This is a genomic window from Geodermatophilus sp. FMUSA9-8 (genome assembly GCF_037034165.1).
Taxonomy (GTDB): Bacteria; Actinomycetota; Actinomycetes; order Mycobacteriales; family Geodermatophilaceae; genus Geodermatophilus; species Geodermatophilus nigrescens.
Genome location: NZ_JBAGKE010000004.1, coordinates 44,250 through 59,601, shown reverse-complemented (window position 1 = coordinate 59,601; position 15,352 = coordinate 44,250). Strand labels below are relative to the sequence as shown.

Here is a 15,352-nt window from a genome sequence, read left to right as displayed (position 1 = left end):
GCCTCCGGCGCGGCACCCGAGCGGGTGCCGCGCCGGAGTCGTCTGCGGGGCGCTCAGTCCCGGGAGGCCTCGCCGCCGGGCTGCTCGCCGATGGCGTCCTCCTCCGGGTCGGTGGTCGCGCGGACGCCGTCGGCCAGCGTGCGCGCCACCTCCTTGAGCAGCGCGTGCCCGGGGAGGTCCTCCACGGTCACCGGCAGCGGCAGCGACCAGTTGGGCCGGTCGGTGGTGCCCGGCATGTTCGGGCGGCGGCGCTCGGCGAGGGCGTCGTCGAGCGTGGCCGACAGCAGCAGCGACGGCGCCCGGCCGAGCAGCTCGTGCGCCCGCTTGACCGCCGTCTCCGGCTTCGCGTTCCTCCGCAGCCCGGGCAGTCGCTCGAGCAGCGACGCGCGGCCGCGCTCGAGCTCCTCGTCGGTGCCCGTGCCGTACCGGCGCTGCTCCTCGACGTCGGCCCCGCTCCACAGCCCGGCGACCGTCGGCAGGTCGTGGGTGGAGATGGCGGCCATGGCCTCCTCGGGCCACTCGGCCGGGTCGTCGTCCTCGAACCACAACAGCCGGTAGCTGAGGATCCCGTGCTCGGCCAGGGCCTCCCGGACGCCGTCCTCGACCGTCCCGAGGTCCTCGCCGACGACGACCGCCTGCGCCCGGTGGCTCTCCAGCGCGACGATGTCGAGCAGGTCCTCGGCGGGGTAGCGGACGTAGGCGCCGTCGGCCGCGGAGCCGCCGGTGGGCACCCACCACAGCCGGAACAGGCCCATGACGTGGTCGATGCGCAGGCCGCCGGCGCCGGCCATCGTGGCGCGGATCGACTCGACGAACGGCTCGTAGTCCCACGCCCGCAGCCGCCACGGCACCAGCGGCGGGGAGCCCCAGTCCTGGCCCTGCGAGTTGAACTCGTCCGGGGGCGCGCCGACCGTGGCGCCCTGCGCGAGCACGCCCTGCCAGGTCCAGGCGTCCGCGCCGCCGCCGGCCACGCCGATCGGCAGGTCCTGGATGACGGTCATGCCCTCGGTGGCCTGCTCGAGCTGGCGCGACAGGCACCACTGGAGCCAGGCGTGGAAGGCGACGTCGCGCTCGTGGTCGGCGACGAACCGGCCGACGGCGTCGCTGCGCGGGTCCTGCAGCTCCTCGGGCCAGGCGTGCCAGTCGGGGCCGTGGGCGTCGGCGAGGGCGCACCAGGTGGCCCAGTCCTGCAGCTTCTGGCCCTGGTGCCACCACCAGTCGGGGAAGGCGGCCTCGTCGCGGCCGGTGGCGTCGAAGACCCGGCGCAGCACCTCGCGCTTGCGCGCCCAGATCGCGTCGCGGTCGACGAGCTCGCCGTCGTTGAGCGCGCGGCCGGCGTCGTCGTCGAGGTCGACCCGGTCGGCGCCGGGCACCTCGGCGACCCGCAGGTACAGCGGGTTGCGGAAGCGGCGGGTGGCCGGCAGGTAGGGGCTGGCCTCCTGCTCCGGGGTGGGGGCGACGGCGTGCAGCGGGTTGATGAGCACGAAGCCCGCGCCCTGGTCGGCGGCCATCTCGCGGACCGCGCGCAGGTCGGCGAGGTCGCCGATGCCCCAGCTCGCGCGGCTGCGGGTGGCGTAGAGCTGCACCGCCCAGCCCCAGGCGCGGTCCTCGGGCAGCCAGCAGCGGCCGGGGGACACGACCAGCCGCCGCCGCGGCCCGCCGGGCGCCTGCAGCCAGTGGTAGCCGAGCGGGAAGTCGGCCGGCAGCTCGCCGTCCACGTGCCGGGAGGAGCCGTCCTCCAGGGTCACCTCGGCCTCGTCGACCTCCAGGACGTCCCCGGGCCGGGCCACGATGGGCGCGCGCTCCTCGAGGTCCTCCGGCGGCTCGCCGATCACCTCCCGCAGGCGGTCGATGGTGGCCTGGGCGACCTCGTGTTCCTCGTCGAGGGCGTCGAGCCAGGTGGCGTCGATGCCCCACCGGTCGGTGCTGGGGGTGCGTGTCACCCCCCGATCCTCACGGCGCGCGCGGCTGATCGCAGCGCAGACGCGGCGTGGTGCCGCTCTCTCCCCCGGGCGGGGGCAGACTCGCCGCGTGCCGACCTGGCTGCTGGTGCACCCGCCCCTGCTCGGGCCCGCCGTCCTCGGCCCGCTGGCCGACGAGCTGCGCGCCCGCGGGGCGACCGTCGCCGTCCCCGACCTCCGCGGGCTGGTGCAGGACCCGGCGTCGTCCGCACCCTCGGCCGCGGGCTGGGACCGGCGCTGGGCCGCCGCCCTCCCGCCCGCCGACGTCGCCGTCGCCTTCTCCGGGGCGGGCATCGTGCTGCCCGCGGTGGCCGTCGCCGCCGGGGCGGGCCGCGCGGTGTGGCTGGACGCCGTCCTCCAACCCGGCCCGGGGACGGCGGGGTGGCCGGCCGACGTCCGCGAGCGGATCGGCCCGCTCACCGGCGACGACGGCCGGGTGGCCGACTGGACGACGTGGTGGGGGCCCGACGCGATGGGCGAGCTGCTGCCCGACGCCGGCGTGCGCGCCGCCGTCCTGGCCGAGGGACACCGGCTGCCGGCCGACCTGTGGTCCACGCCGGTCGAGGTCCCGCCGGTGACCGCCGCGGCCCGGTACGTGCACCTGTCGGCGTCCTACGACGGCGACGCGGCGGCGGCCCGGGACCGCGACTGGCCGGTCGCCGGCGACGGGCGCGGCGACCACCTCGACGTCGCCACCGCCCCGGCGCGCGTCGCCGACCTGCTCGGCTGACCGGGTTGCGGCACGGCCCGGTCCCGTGGCCGGGGGCCGCCGACTCCGGTAGGCACGAGCGGTGACCGTGATCGGCTTCCACAACTCCCACGAGCAGGTCCACCCCGCGGACCTGCTCGCCGCCTCGCAGCACGCCGAGCAGGTCGGCTTCACCGCCGCCATGTGCTCCGACCACCTGACCCCGTGGAACCCGCGGCAGGGGGAGTCGGGCTTCGCGTGGTCGTGGCTGGGCGCGGCGCTGGCCACCACCGGGCTGCCGTTCGGAGCGGTCAACGCGCCCGGCCAGCGCTACCACCCGGTGATCGTCGCCCAGGCCATCGCCACCCTCGGGTCGATGTTCCCCGGCCGGTTCTGGGTGGCGCTGGGCTCGGGCGAGGCGATGAACGAGCACGTCACCGGACACGTGTGGCCGAACAAGGAGCTGCGCGACGCCCGGCTGCGCGAGTGCGTCGACGTCATCCGGGCCCTGCTGGCCGGCGAGGAGGTCAGCCACGACGGGCTGGTCGCCGTCGACCGGGCGCAGATCTGGACGCTGCCCGAGCAGCAGCCCGCCCTGATCGGGCCCGCCGTCACCGCGCGCACCGCCGCCCGGCACGCCGAGTGGGCCGACGGGCTGGTCACGATCAACCAGCCGCACGACGTCCTCCGCGACGTCATCGCCGCCTACCGCGACAACGGCGGGCAGGGGACGCTGACGATCCAGGTGCACGTCTCCTGGGACCCCGACGAGGACCGTGCGCTGGAGATCGCGCACGACCAGTGGCGCAGCAACGTCTTCCCCCCGCCGCTGTGCTGGGACCTGGACACGACGACGGCGTTCGACCAGGCCAGCGAGTACGTCCGCCCGGAGGACGTGACGTCGGCGGTCCGGGTGTCCTCCGACCTCGGCCAGCACGCCGCGTGGCTCAACGAGTACGTCGACCTCGGCTTCGACCAGGTCTACATCCACCACGTCGGCAAGGAGCAGACGGCGTTCCTCGACGCGTTCGGGGAGAAGGTGCTGCCGCAGCTCGACGTCACCCGCCCGGCGCCCGCGGTGTCGGTGCGCCCGCTGCGGCCGCAGCAGGAGCCGCAGCCCGCCGTCCTGAAGTAGCCGCCCGCCTGCTCCCGTTGATCATCGGATGCGTGCACGGCCGGCGGGCGTGTCCGCCCGTGTCGCGTGCACGCATCCGATGATCAACGCGCCCACAGTCGTGATCATCGGACCGTTGCCGCAAGCGACGGCGTGTCCGCGCGTGTCGGCGGCAAGGCGCCGATGATCAACTCGCCGGGTCGGCGTCGGCCGAGCGGACCGGCGTCGTCCGGTTGCCCCGCGCGGCCGGGGTCGACAGGCTCGGCCGCGTGAAGATCACCGACACCGCGGACCTCTGGTGGAAGACGGCCGTCGTCTACTGCCTCGACGTCGAGACCTACCTGGACTGGAACGACGACGGCATCGGTGACTTCGCGGGCCTCGCCCAGCGCATCGACCACCTGGCGGACCTCGGCGTCACCTGCCTGTGGCTCATGCCCTTCTACCCGACGGCCGAGCGCGACGACGGCTACGACATCACCGACTTCTACGGCGTCGACCCCCGGCTGGGCAGCCACGGCGACCTGGTCGAGGTCATCCGCACCGCCAACGACCGTGGCATCCGCGTGATCGCCGACCTCGTCGTCAACCACACCTCCATCGAGCACCCGTGGTTCCAGCAGGGCCGCCGCAGCAAGGACGACCCGTTCCACGACTTCTACGTCTGGCGCGAGGACGAGCCGCCGGACACCTCCGACCAGGTGGTCTTCCCCGACCAGGAGGACTCCGTCTGGACGTTCAACGAGCCGACGGGGGAGTGGTACCTGCACCGCTTCTACAAGGAGCAGCCCGACCTCGACGTGACCAACCCGCGGGTCCGCGACGAGATCGCCAAGATCATGGGCTTCTGGCTGCAGCTGGGCCTGTCGGGTTTCCGCGTCGACGCCGTCCCCTTCTTCCTGGAGACCGAGGGCGGCGCGGACGCCGAGCGCTTCCCGGACCCGCACGAGTACCTGCGGGCCCTGCGCTCCTTCCTCGGCCGCCGCACCGGCAGCGGCGTGCTGCTCGGCGAGGTGAACCTGCCGCACGAGCAGCAGCGGGACTTCTTCGGCGGCGACGACGGCGACGAGCTGACGATGCTGTTCGACTTCGTCGGCATGCAGGCGATGTACCTGTCGATGGCCCGCGCCGACGCCGGCCCGCTGGTGAAGGCGCTGGTCGAGCGCCCGTACGTCGACCCCGACAGCCAGTGGGCCACCTTCGTGCGCAACCACGACGAGCTCACCCTCGACAAGCTGTCCGACGACGAGCGCGCGGAGGTCTTCGCCGCCTTCGGGCCCGAGGAGCGGATGCAGGTCTACGGCCGCGGCCTGCGCCGCCGCCTCCCGCCGATGCTCGACGGCGACCCGCGGCGGGTCCGCATGGTCTACAGCCTGCTGTTCTCGCTGCCGGGCACCCCCGTGCTCTTCTACGGCGAGGAGATCGGCATGGGGGAGGACCTCTCCGCCGAGGGCCGGCTCGCCGTGCGCACGCCCATGCAGTGGACGGCCGGCGCCAACGGCGGCTTCTCCACCGCCGACGCCGACCGGCTGCCGGGGCCGGTGGTGGAGGGCGGGTTCGCGCCGGAGTTCGTCAACGTCGAGGACCAGCGCCGCGACGAGGACTCACTGCTGTCGTTCATGAAGCTGCTCGTCCGCCGCTACCGGGAGTCGCCGGAGCTCGGCTGGGGCACCTTCCGCGTCCTCGAGCAGCCGCACGCGTCGGTGCTGGCGCACGTGTGCGAGTGGGACGACGGGACGCTGCTGGCCGTGCACAACCTCGGCCCCGAGCCGCGCACCGTGCCGCTCACCCTCGACGGCTGCGACGCCTCGCACCGGCTGGAGGACCTGCTGGTCACGCAGTCGACGCCGGTCGGGGCCGACGGCGCGGTGGAGCTGACGCTCGACGGCTACGGGTACCGCTGGCTGCGGGTGGTCGCCGAGGGCAGCCGCCGGCTGCTGTGACCGCCGGTCACCGGCGTTCGACGGGCGGTGCCCGCGCGCCGGGCGCTGGTCCGGCGCCCGGTGGCGGTCCCGGCGCGCCCGGGAGCCTGCCCGGTGCTGTCGGACGGCGCGCCTAGCGTGCTCGGACGATGACCGATCCCGCCGCTCCGCAGCCCGTCCCGCAGGCCCCCGGCCAGCAGCCGCCCGTCCCGTCCGCCGCCCCGCCGGGCGCCGGCGCGCCGGTCACCGCCCCGCTGACCGCGCCCGGCGCCACCGCCGCCGGTGCGGGCCCGGCGCCCGGCGCGTCCGCCGCGTCCGCCGCCCCGGCGGTCGTGCCCGAGCAGCTGCCGCCCGGGCACCAGGCCACCGGGCCGCTGCCGGGGCGCCCGCCCGCGCCGCCGGCCGGCCCGTCGGCCGGCCCGCGCCGGCGCACGGTCCCGCGCGTGCGGATGGGCCCGTGGGCGCCGGTCGCGGGCGGGGCGCTCGGCCTCGTGGCCGGGGTGGTCGCCGTCCTGCTGCTCGCCGGGCGGGCCGACGGCTACGCGGAGGCCCTCTCGCTCACCCTGCTCGTCGTCGGGCTCACCCTGCTCGGGGCTGCCGGGGTGCTGCTGGCCGACGAGGTGCGGGTGGTGCGCCGCGGCACCAGCGACGCCGGCGTCCGCCCGCAGTGGGTGGAGGCCACGGCAGGCCTGGTCAACGGGCTCACGCCGGCCCGGCTGCTCCTGGGCACGTCCGCCTTCGTGCTGTTCCTCTCGGCCTACGCCGCGACCTGACCGCCGCGACCTGACCGCGGGCTGAGCCGGCGCGCGGTCGCGCCGGCTCAGGCCCCGGAGTCCTGGTGGTGGTCGGGGTCGCGCAGCTCGCCCGGGTCCATCCGCCCGTCGACGATGTCCCCGGCGAGGTCGTCGACGACGCGGCCGGTGGCGAACGCGTGCGCCCGCAGCACGGTCAGGGTGTCGACGACGTCGAGGTCGAGGGCCACCGAGGCGACGCCGGTCGCCTGCCAGACCCGGTTGCGGCGGCGGGCGTCGGGGGAGTCCCACCAGCGGGCGCCCTCGTCGGCCCGTGCCCCGCCCGAGGAGCGCACCATCTCCTCGGTGAGCACCAGCACCGCGGCCTCCACCTCCTCGCGCGGCACGCCGGTCAGCGTGTCCAGCTCGCGGGCGTAGAGGTCGACCACGATCGTCGGGCCCAGCGGCGGCGCCAGCGGCAGCGAGAACACCGCCCGGAAGGGCGTCTCGCCGAGCAGCGCGTCGTGCAGTTCGGGCCAGTTGCGGTTGATGTCCTCGATGTCGAACACGATCGCCCGCCCGGTGTCGTGCGCCCGCAGGCACGGCCCGTCGCCGGTGGTGAACTGCAGCTGCTCGGCGCGCGAGGTGGTGCGGTCGCTGGCGCCGATCGGCGTCCGCAGGCCCGCGCCCTCGTGGATGCTCAGCGCGGCGCCGTCGACGCCGACCGCCTGCGCGAAGGCCCGGGCCAGCCGGGAGGGGGCCATCTCCGGGCCGCCCTCGCCGTCCCCCGGGGGGTCCTGCAGTGCCTCGAGGAAGCGCCCCGCCGCGTCGTCCGACGTCACCGATCCGGTCTCCTCACGTTCCGATCGCCCGACCACCTTCGTGCACGGCCGAGGGCGGCACCACACCGGGGTCGCTCAGCGGTACGCGTCGACGGCGAGCACCACGGCCAGCGCCAGTCCGGCGACCGCGATGAGCCGCCGCAGCAGCGCCTGCGGGGCCCGGCGCACCACCCGCGGGCCGAGCCGCCCGCCCACCAGGCAGCCCAGCGCGAGGGGCAGGGCCGCGCTCCAGGCCACGTCGGCCAGCACGATGAAGCCGACGGCGGCCACCGCGTTGGCCGACCCCAGGACGACGTTCTTGAGCGCGTTGCTGCGCGGCAGCGCTTCCCCGGTGCCGAGCAGCACGGTGGCCAGCAGCAGCACGCCCGCGGCCGCGCCGAAGTAGCCGCCGTAGACGGCGATCAGCCCGGTGAGCGCGACCAGCCACCAGGGGTCCCGCGCCCCGTGCGCCCGGCGCCCCTCGACGGCCAGCTCGGCCGGCGGCCGCTGCAGCAGGATGGCCAGCGCCGCCGCGCCGATGAGCACGGGCACCAGCCGCTCGAACGCCTCGGCCGGGGTGACGAGCAGGAGCAGCGCGCCCGCGGTGCCGCCGAGGACGCCGGCGACGACCAGGGGCACCAGCCGCCGGCCCTGTCCGGCGAGCTCGGGCCGCGAGGCGCTCACCGAGCCGACGCTGGTGAGCACCAGGGCCACGGTGTTGGTGACGTTGGCGGTGACCGGCGGCAGGCCGGTGGCCAGCAGCGCGGGGTAGCTGACCAGCGAGGCGAGCCCGGCGATGCTGCCGGTGAGGCCCGCGCCGACGCCGGCGGCCACGAGCAGCAGCCACTCGAGGACGCTCACCGGGTCACCAGCACCACGACCGCGACGACGCCGAGCAGGACGATCGCCGTCCGCAGCACCGCCGACGGCAGCCGTCGTCCGTAGCGGGCGCCGAGCAGCCCGCCGGCCAGCGAGCCGGCCGCGACCAGGCCGGCCGCGGGCCAGTCCACCCGGTCGGCGGCGACGAGCACGTAGGCCAGCGCCGCCACCCCGTTGACCGCGGAGGTGAGCACGTTCTTGAGCGCGTTGAGCCGCTGCAGGGGCTCGGCGAGCAGCAGGCCGAACAGCCCGACCTGCAGCACGCCCTGGCTGGCCGCGAAGTACCCGCCGTAGCTCCCGGTGGCGTAGGCGGCGCCCACGAGCCCGGCCAGGCGCCACCCGCGCGGCGGCCCGGGGGCGCCGGCGCGGCGGTCGGCCAGCCGCCGGGTGAGCAGCGGCTGCACGGCCACCAGCACCACCGCGAGACCGACCAGCGCCGGCACGACCGCCTCGAACGCCGCGGCCGGCAGGTGCAGCAGCAGGAAGGCGCCGGTGAGCGCCCCCAGCACGGACGCCGGCAGCAGCCGCAGCAGCAGCCCGCGCTGGCCGGCCAGCTCCCGCCGGTAGCCGACCGCGCCGCCGACGTTGCCGGGCACCAGGCCCAGGCTGTTGGTCACGCTGGCGGTGACCGGCGGCAGGCCGGTGGCCAGCAGCACCGGGAAGGTGACCAGCGTCCCGGAGCCGACGACGGCGTTGATCGCCCCCGCGGCGAGCCCGGCGACGGCGACCGCTGCCATCTCCCATCCCGTCACGACCGCATCAGCGGAAGCCTGGCACAGCCGCCCGGGCCGGGCGGACCCCCGTCAGGCGGGGACGGTCACCTCGTCGTGGGCGGGGGAGGAGACGTCGACCCGGTTCTTGCCGGCCGCCTTGGCCGCGTACATGGCGGCGTCGGCCCGGCGCAGGGTGGCCGACGGCGAGCCGCCGGGCTCCAGACGGGCGGCGCCGACGCTGGCGCCGACCCACGCGGTGTCCTCGCCGAGCAGGACCGGGCGCGACACGGCCTCGACCAGCCGCTGGCCCAGGGCCCGGGCGTCGGCCTCGTCCCCGTCGGGCATGAGGACCGCGAACTCGTCCCCGCCGAGGCGGGCGCACAGGTCACCCTCGCGGACGGCCGCCGACAGGCGCGCGGCCACCTCCGCGAGCAGCTCGTCGCCGGCCGCGTGCCCCAGCCGGTCGTTGACCCGCTTGAAGTCGTCGAGGTCGACGAACAGGGCCCAGCCCCCGGACGGCCGCTGCGCGTCGAGCGCGGAGGTGAAGGCCGCCCGGTTGGCGAGTCCGGTGAGCGCGTCGGTGAGGGCGCGGGTGCGGACCTCCTCGTGGGCCTCCGCCCCGCGCAGCGCCAGGCTCACCTGGTTGAGCAGCGACCGGGCGGCGACCACGCCCTCGGAGGGCACGGCCGGCGCCGCGCCCATCAGCACCACGGTGCCCGGCACGCCGGGCATCGGCAGGCAGGACCAGGCGGCCCGCACGCCGGCCGCCCCCGTCAGCTCCGCCGTGGGGGACACCGGGTACTCCGGGGACACGGCGAGGTCGCCGGGGAAGGACGAGCGGGGCAGCGGCGGCGGGTCCGACCGGAACGGTCCGGCGTGCCCGACCGGGACGAGCAGCTCGCCGGCGCCCGCGAGGACGACCACGCGCAGGCCCGGGGTGGCGGCGCAGACGGCGGCCCAGGCCTCACCCGCGCGGCGCAGGACGGCGTCCCGGTCGGTGAGCCCCAGCAGCTGCGTGCCCAGCGTGGCGAGCGCGCCGTCCCGACGCCGGGACTGCTCGCGGCCGAAGAGCTGGCTCGCCAGGTGGCGGGCGACGGCGACGGTCACCGCCATCACCGGCAGGGTGCCGGCGACGGCGGCGGCGTGCACCGGGGCGGTCCCGAACAGGTGCGGCCCGGCGAGGGTGGCGGCGAGCAGCGCGGCGCCCACGCCCGTGGCGTGCAGGGCCACCCCGCGGCCTCCGCCGTAGACCGAGCGGGACCACAGCATGGGGAAGGCCAGGCCGAAGGCGGCGGCCGGGACGCCCAGCGGGGCGGTGAACGCCGCGAGCGCGAGACGTCCACCACGTCGCAGGCCGCCACCGCCCGGCCGAGCCGGTAGCGCACGACGGCCGAGCCGGCGATGGCGGCCGAGGCGACCGCCAGGGGGAGCGCGCCGCCCCGCGCGAGCGCCGGTGCGGCCGCCCCGATCGTCAGCAGCAGCGACGCCAGGACGCACAGGCCGAACAGCCAGCGGGTGCGTTCGACGAGCGCGTCGGGGCGGGACCAGGGGGCACCGGAGGTGGTGCGCGGCGGCTCCGCAGCGGTCATGGCGGTCTCCTGGGGACGGGTTGCTGCCCAGGAGATCGGTCCGTTCCCGTTCCGGCTCGACCCGTGCTCCGTGGATCTCCTCCGGACGGGTCAGTCGTCCTTGCGGCCGGCGTCGACCACCCGCAGCACCAGCTCGCCGGCCTCGTCGGAGGCCGCCAGGTCCACCTCGGCGTCGATGCCCCAGTCGTGGTCGCCGGCCGGGTCGTCGAGGACCTGCCGGACCCGCCAGGTCCCGGGCGTCGACCGGTCCCACACGAGCAGCGCGGGCCCGCGGGCGTCCGCGCCGGTGCCCAGCTCGCCGTGCTCGGCGAAGTAGCCGCGGACCACCTCGCCCCACTGCTCGGCGTCCCAGCCGGAGCCGGCGTCGAGCTCGCCGAGGTCGTACCAGCGGCGGCGGGCCCACAGCTGCACGCGGGCGAACAGCGCGTTGCGCACCATCGCCGTGAACGCGCGCTCGTTGCCGGTGAGCGGCCGGGCGCGCGCCGGCGCGGCGACCGGCGCGTCCAGCGGCTGGTCGGGGCTGGTGAGCTGCTCCCACTCGTCGAGCAGCGAGGAGTCCACCTGCCGCACCAGCTCGCCGAGCCACTCGACGACGTCGACGACCTCCTCGGTGCGCGCCGCCGCCGGGACGCCCGAGCGCAGTGCCTTGACCGCGTCGGACAGGTACCGCAGCACCGCGCCCTCGGAGCGGGTGAGCCCGTAGAGGGAGACGAACTCCTTGAACGTGAGCGCCCGCTCCCACATCTCGCGGACGACGGCCTTCGGCGAGGGGTGCGCGTCGCGGGCCCACGGGTTGCTGCGGACGTAGACGTCGAAGGCGTGCTCGAGCAGCTCCTCGAGCGGCTTCGGGTAGGTGACGTCCTCGAGCAGCTCGATGCGCTCCTCGTACTCGATGCCCTCGGCCTTCATCTGCGCGACCGCCTCGCCGCGGGCCTTGTTGGCCTGCGCCGCGAGCACCTGCCGCGGGTCGTCGAGGGTGGCCTCCAGGACGCTGACGACGTCGAGGGCGAAGGTGTCGCCGTCGGGGTCGAGCAGCTCGACGGCGGCGAGCGCGAACGTCGACAGCGGGGTGTTGAGCGCGAAGTCCGGCGGCAGGTCGACCGTCAGCCGGTACCGGCGGCCGTCGGCCTCCGGCTCCGGCAGCCGCTCCAGCACGCCGGCCTGCAGCAGCGAGCGGGCGATGCCGACGGCCTCCCGGATGTGCCGCAGCTGCCGCTTGCGCGGCTCGTGGTTGTCGGTGAGCAGCCGGCGCATCGCCGCGAACGGGTCGCCGGGCCGGTCGACGACGTCGAGCAGCATCGACGTCGAGACGCGGAAGGAGCTCTGCAGCGGCTCGGGCTCGGCGGCGACGAGACGGTCCATCGTCGCCTGCGACCAGGGCACCATGCCCTCGGGCGCCTTTCTCCGCACGAGCTTGCGGCGCTTCTTGGGGTCGTCGGCGACCTTGGCGAACTGCCGCAGGTTCTCCACCTCGTGCTCGGGCGCCTGCACGACGACGGTGCCCGCCGTGTCGTAGCCGGCCCGCCCGGCGCGGCCGGCGATCTGGTGGAACTCGCGGGCGTTGAGCAGGCGGGTGCGGGTGCCGTCGTACTTGCTGAGCGCGGAGAACAGCACGGTCCGGATGGGCACGTTGATGCCGACGCCGAGGGTGTCGGTGCCGCAGATGACCTTGAGCAGCCCGGCCTGGGCGAGGGTCTCCACCAGCCGGCGGTACTTCGGCAGCATCCCGGCGTGGTGGACGCCGATGCCGTGGCGCACCAGCCGCGACAGCGTCTGCCCGAAGGCCGAGGTGAACCGGAACCCGCCGATCGCGTCGGCGATCGCGGCCTTCTCCTCCTTGGAGCAGACGTTGACGCTCATCAGCGCCTGGGCCCGCTCCAGGGCCTGCGCCTGGGTGAAGTGGACGACGTAGACCGGCGCCTGCCGGGTGTCCAGGAGCTCCTGGATCGTCTCGTGCGCCGGCGTCGTCGCGTACCAGTGGTGCAGCGGGACCGGCCGCTCGGCGGTGGCCACCAGCGCGGTGGGCCGGCCGGTCCGCCGGCCGAGGTCCTCGCGCAGCCGCGTGGTGTCGCCGAGGGTGGCGCTCATCAGCAGGAACTGGGCGCGCGGCAGTTCGAGCAGCGGCACCTGCCACGCCCAGCCGCGGTCGGGGTCGCCGTAGAAGTGGAACTCGTCCATGACGACGAGGCCGATGTCGGCGTCGGCGCCCTCGCGCAGCGCCACGTTGGCCAGCACCTCGGCGGTGCAGGCGATGACCGGCGCGTCCCGGTTCACCGCGGCGTCGCCGGTGAGCATCCCGACGTTGGCCGCCCCGAAGACCCCGCACAGGGCGAAGAACTTCTCGCTGACCAGGGCCTTGATGGGCGCCGTGTAGAAGCTGCGCCGCCCGGCGGCCAGCGCCGCGTACTGCGCGCCGGTGGCGACCAGGGACTTGCCGGAGCCGGTCGGCGTCGCCAGGACGACGTTCGCGCCGCTGACCAGCTCGATCAGCGCCTCCTCCTGGTGCGGGTACAGCGGCGTGCCGCCGTCCTCCGCCCAGGCGGCGAACGAGGTGAACAGTTCGTCGGGGTCGTCGCCGCGGGCCCGCAGCGCGCCGAGGTCGCGGGGGTCGTCGAGCAGGGGGAGGGGCGCCGGCCCCGTCGTGCTGGTGGTCATCGTGGGTGACAGCGTGCCGGACGGCCCGGGACTTCCCGGCGGGGCTCCCGCGCCGGGTCCCGGTAACGACACGGCAACGACTCCTGCGGACGAGGTGTGAGGTGGCCGACGTATGGTGAGAAGGTGAACAGTAGATGAACGGGAAGTGAGGTAGAGATGCGCGTCGAGGAACGCCCCCTGATCCACTGGGTGCCCGTGACCGGCCCGGACGGCCGCCGTCACATGGAGATGCGCTGGGACGCCGCCGCCCTGGGCGTGCCGGCCGAGGCGCCGCGTCTGCGGAAGACGGCCTGAGGAGTCCGTTCGGGTTCCGCTGCCGGACGCCCGGGTAGGCGGACGGCGACGCGGTGCGGGGGAGACGACCCCGGGACCGCGCGCCGTCCACCCGCGCACCGAGGAGTCCCCGTGTCGTCACCCCGTCCCGAGTCCCAGCCCGAGCAGCAGCAGACCCCGCCCGGCACGCTGGGTGAGATGGACCCCAAGCCCGACCACGGCGAGGAGACCTACCGCGGCTCGGGCAAGCTGACCGGCAAGGCCGCCGTCATCACCGGCGGCGACAGCGGCATCGGCCGCGCCGTGGCCATCGCCTTCGCCCGCGAGGGCGCCGACGTCCTGATCAGCTACCTCAGCGAGCACGAGGACGCCGAGGACACCGCGAGGCACGTCCGCGAGGCGGGCCGGACGTGCGTCCTCGTCCCCGGTGACATCTCCGACAGGGCGCACGCCAAGACCATCATCCCGAAGGCCGTCGAGGAGTTCGGCAAGGTCGACGTCCTGGTCAACAACGCCGCCTTCCAGATGTCGCACGACACCCTGGAGGAGGTCCCCGACGACGAGTGGGACCACACCGTCGCCACCAACCTCACGGCGATGTTCGTCCTGTGCAAGGACGCGATCCCGCACATGCCCCCGGGCGGGTCGATCATCAACTCGTCGTCGGTGAACTCCGACATGCCCAGCCCCAGCCTCGCGCCCTACGCGATGACCAAGGCCGGCATCGCCAACTTCACCGCGAGCCTCGCGCAGATGTACGCGGAGAAGGGCATCCGGGCCAACAGCGTCGCGCCCGGGCCGGTGTGGACGCCGCTGATCCCCTCGACGATGCCCGAGGAGAAGGTGGCCAGCTTCGGCCAGCAGGTGCCGATGGGCCGCGCCGGCCAGCCGGCCGAGCTCGCGCCGGTGTACGTGCTGCTGGCCAGCGACGAGGCGTCCTACGTGTCGGGCGCCCGCGTCGCCGTCACCGGCGGCAACCCGATCCTCTGACGTCCGCGGACCTCGCACCGTGGTGCCCGACCTCGCGCTGCAGCACGAGGTCGGGCACCACGGTGCGAGGGTCGCTCAGCCGCGGAGGGCCTCCGCGAGCGCGGCGACGTCGGCCGGGCGGACGCGGCAGCAGCCGCCGACCAGCCGGGCGCCCGCGCCGACCCAGGCCGCGGCGTCGTCCGGGTCGATCCCGCCTGCGCCGGTCCACCGCCGGTGCGCCGCGTCCCAGCCCTCCCCGGAGTTCGGGTAGGCCACCAGCGGCACCCCGGCCGACGCCGCGGCCGCCAGTGCCGGGCCCACGCCCGCCGGGTCGGTGCAGTTGACGCCGACGGCGACCACCTCCGGCACGCCGCGAGCCATCGCGAACACGTCCGCGGCCGGCTCCCCGCGGCGGGTGCGGGCCACGCCGTCGGCGCCGACGACGGTGGTCAGCGACAGCCACACCGGCACGCGCAGCGCGGTCGCCTCGGCGAGCACCGCCTCGACCTCGGCGGCCGCGGGCAGCGTCTCGCAGGCCAGCACGTCGGCGCCGGCCTCGGCCAGTGCCGCCATCCGCGGGCGGTGGAAGGCCCGCAGCCGGTCGACGCCGACCTCGCCGACGTAGGCGCCGGTGTACTCCGAGCCATCGGCGAGCGCCGCGCCGTACGGCCCCACCGAACCGGCCACCCAGGAACCCGGGGCGCCCTCGCGGGCCAGCGCGACCGACCGGGCGACCAGCGCCAGCGCCTCCTCCCGGTCCAGGCCCGCGGCGGCGAACCCCTCGACGGTCGCCTGGTAGCTCGCCGTCGTCGCCACCTGCGCACCGGCGGCGGCGAAGGCGGCGTGCGCGGCGACCACTGCGCCCGGGTCGTCGCGCAGCAGCCGCGCCGACCACAGCGCCGAGGACACGTCGTGCCCGCGCGCCTCGAGCTCGGTCGACAGCCCGCCGTCGAGGACGACGGGACCGGTGGCGAGCGCGTCGGCGAGGGAGGTCACCGGCCCATCGTCCGCCCTGCGGCCGGACGGGGGCGCCCGCA

General features: G+C 76.0%; 12 protein-coding genes. 5 read left to right on the top strand and 7 right to left on the bottom strand.

Annotated elements, in window-relative coordinates; genetic code table 11:
- Nucleotides 1-53 precede the first annotated feature (53 nt).
- Nucleotides 54-1,943, bottom strand: coding sequence for a 4-alpha-glucanotransferase (gene malQ, locus WA616_RS09985; protein ID WP_336029376.1), 1,890 nt, complete (start codon nucleotides 1,941-1,943; stop codon nucleotides 54-56).
- An 88-nt stretch (nucleotides 1,944-2,031) separates the two neighbouring features.
- Between malQ and WA616_RS09980 the strand changes: the two genes are divergently transcribed.
- From WA616_RS09980 to WA616_RS09965, 4 genes are all read left to right on the top strand, one after another.
- Entirely contained in the window at nucleotides 2,032-2,691 is a 660-nt protein-coding gene (locus tag WA616_RS09980) for a hypothetical protein (RefSeq protein ID WP_336029374.1), read from the top strand.
- A gap of 61 nt (nucleotides 2,692-2,752) precedes the next feature.
- The gene (locus WA616_RS09975) at nucleotides 2,753-3,784 is read left to right on the top strand and encodes a TIGR03885 family FMN-dependent LLM class oxidoreductase (RefSeq protein ID WP_336029372.1); all 1,032 of its coding nucleotides are present in this window, start codon (nucleotides 2,753-2,755) and stop codon (nucleotides 3,782-3,784) included.
- Nucleotides 3,785-4,032: 248 nt separating this feature from the next.
- On the top strand, nucleotides 4,033-5,706 hold the full coding sequence (locus WA616_RS09970; protein WP_336029370.1) for an alpha-amylase family protein: 1,674 nt from the start codon (nucleotides 4,033-4,035) through the stop codon (nucleotides 5,704-5,706).
- Between the two features lie 128 nt (nucleotides 5,707-5,834).
- Nucleotides 5,835-6,458, top strand: coding sequence for a hypothetical protein (locus WA616_RS09965; protein ID WP_336029369.1), 624 nt, complete (start codon nucleotides 5,835-5,837; stop codon nucleotides 6,456-6,458).
- A gap of 47 nt (nucleotides 6,459-6,505) precedes the next feature.
- On the opposite strand, the gene WA616_RS09960 is transcribed toward WA616_RS09965, so the two are convergent.
- The 5 genes from WA616_RS09960 to WA616_RS09940 all read right to left on the bottom strand — a co-directional run bounded on the left by WA616_RS09960 (nucleotide 6,506) and on the right by WA616_RS09940 (nucleotide 13,073).
- A complete protein-coding gene (locus tag WA616_RS09960) occupies nucleotides 6,506-7,258 on the bottom strand; it encodes a hypothetical protein (RefSeq protein WP_083629005.1) in 753 nt (250 codons plus the stop codon).
- 75 nt (nucleotides 7,259-7,333) lie between these two features.
- Entirely contained in the window at nucleotides 7,334-8,098 is a 765-nt protein-coding gene (locus WA616_RS09955; RefSeq protein WP_336029367.1) for a sulfite exporter TauE/SafE family protein, read from the bottom strand.
- Nucleotides 8,095-8,853 carry a sulfite exporter TauE/SafE family protein gene (locus WA616_RS09950; protein WP_442901994.1) on the bottom strand — a complete coding sequence of 253 codons (759 nt, stop codon included), beginning with the start codon at nucleotides 8,851-8,853 and terminating at the stop codon, nucleotides 8,095-8,097. The genes WA616_RS09955 and WA616_RS09950 overlap by 4 nt, the downstream gene beginning before the upstream one ends.
- Before the next feature lie 66 nt (nucleotides 8,854-8,919).
- Nucleotides 8,920-10,059 (bottom strand): GGDEF domain-containing protein, encoded by a 1,140-nt coding sequence (locus WA616_RS09945; protein ID WP_336029364.1) that lies wholly within the window; start codon nucleotides 10,057-10,059, stop codon nucleotides 8,920-8,922.
- Between the two features lie 449 nt (nucleotides 10,060-10,508).
- Nucleotides 10,509-13,073, bottom strand: a complete 2,565-nt coding sequence (locus tag WA616_RS09940) for a DEAD/DEAH box helicase (protein WP_336029363.1) — start codon at nucleotides 13,071-13,073, stop codon at nucleotides 10,509-10,511.
- Nucleotides 13,074-13,478: 405 nt separating this feature from the next.
- On the opposite strand from WA616_RS09940, the gene WA616_RS09935 reads away from it, so the two are divergent.
- The gene (locus tag WA616_RS09935) at nucleotides 13,479-14,336 is read left to right on the top strand and encodes an SDR family oxidoreductase (RefSeq protein ID WP_336029361.1); all 858 of its coding nucleotides are present in this window, start codon (nucleotides 13,479-13,481) and stop codon (nucleotides 14,334-14,336) included.
- Between the two features lie 75 nt (nucleotides 14,337-14,411).
- On the opposite strand, the gene mmuM is transcribed toward WA616_RS09935, so the two are convergent.
- Nucleotides 14,412-15,311, bottom strand: coding sequence for a homocysteine S-methyltransferase (gene mmuM, locus WA616_RS09930; RefSeq protein ID WP_336029359.1), 900 nt, complete (start codon nucleotides 15,309-15,311; stop codon nucleotides 14,412-14,414).
- Nucleotides 15,312-15,352 lie beyond the last annotated feature (41 nt).

What these genes read in the sequence shown, in the direction of transcription:
- WA616_RS09965 (WP_336029369.1), top strand. Translation starts at nt 5,835, where the DNA reads ATGACCGATCCCGCCGCTCCGCAGCCCGTCCCGCAGGCCCCCGGCCAG.
- WA616_RS09950 (WP_442901994.1), bottom strand. Translation starts at nt 8,853, where the DNA reads ATGGCAGCGGTCGCCGTCGCCGGGCTCGCCGCGGGGGCGATCAACGCC.
- WA616_RS09940 (WP_336029363.1), bottom strand. Translation starts at nt 13,073, where the DNA reads ATGACCACCAGCACGACGGGGCCGGCGCCCCTCCCCCTGCTCGACGAC.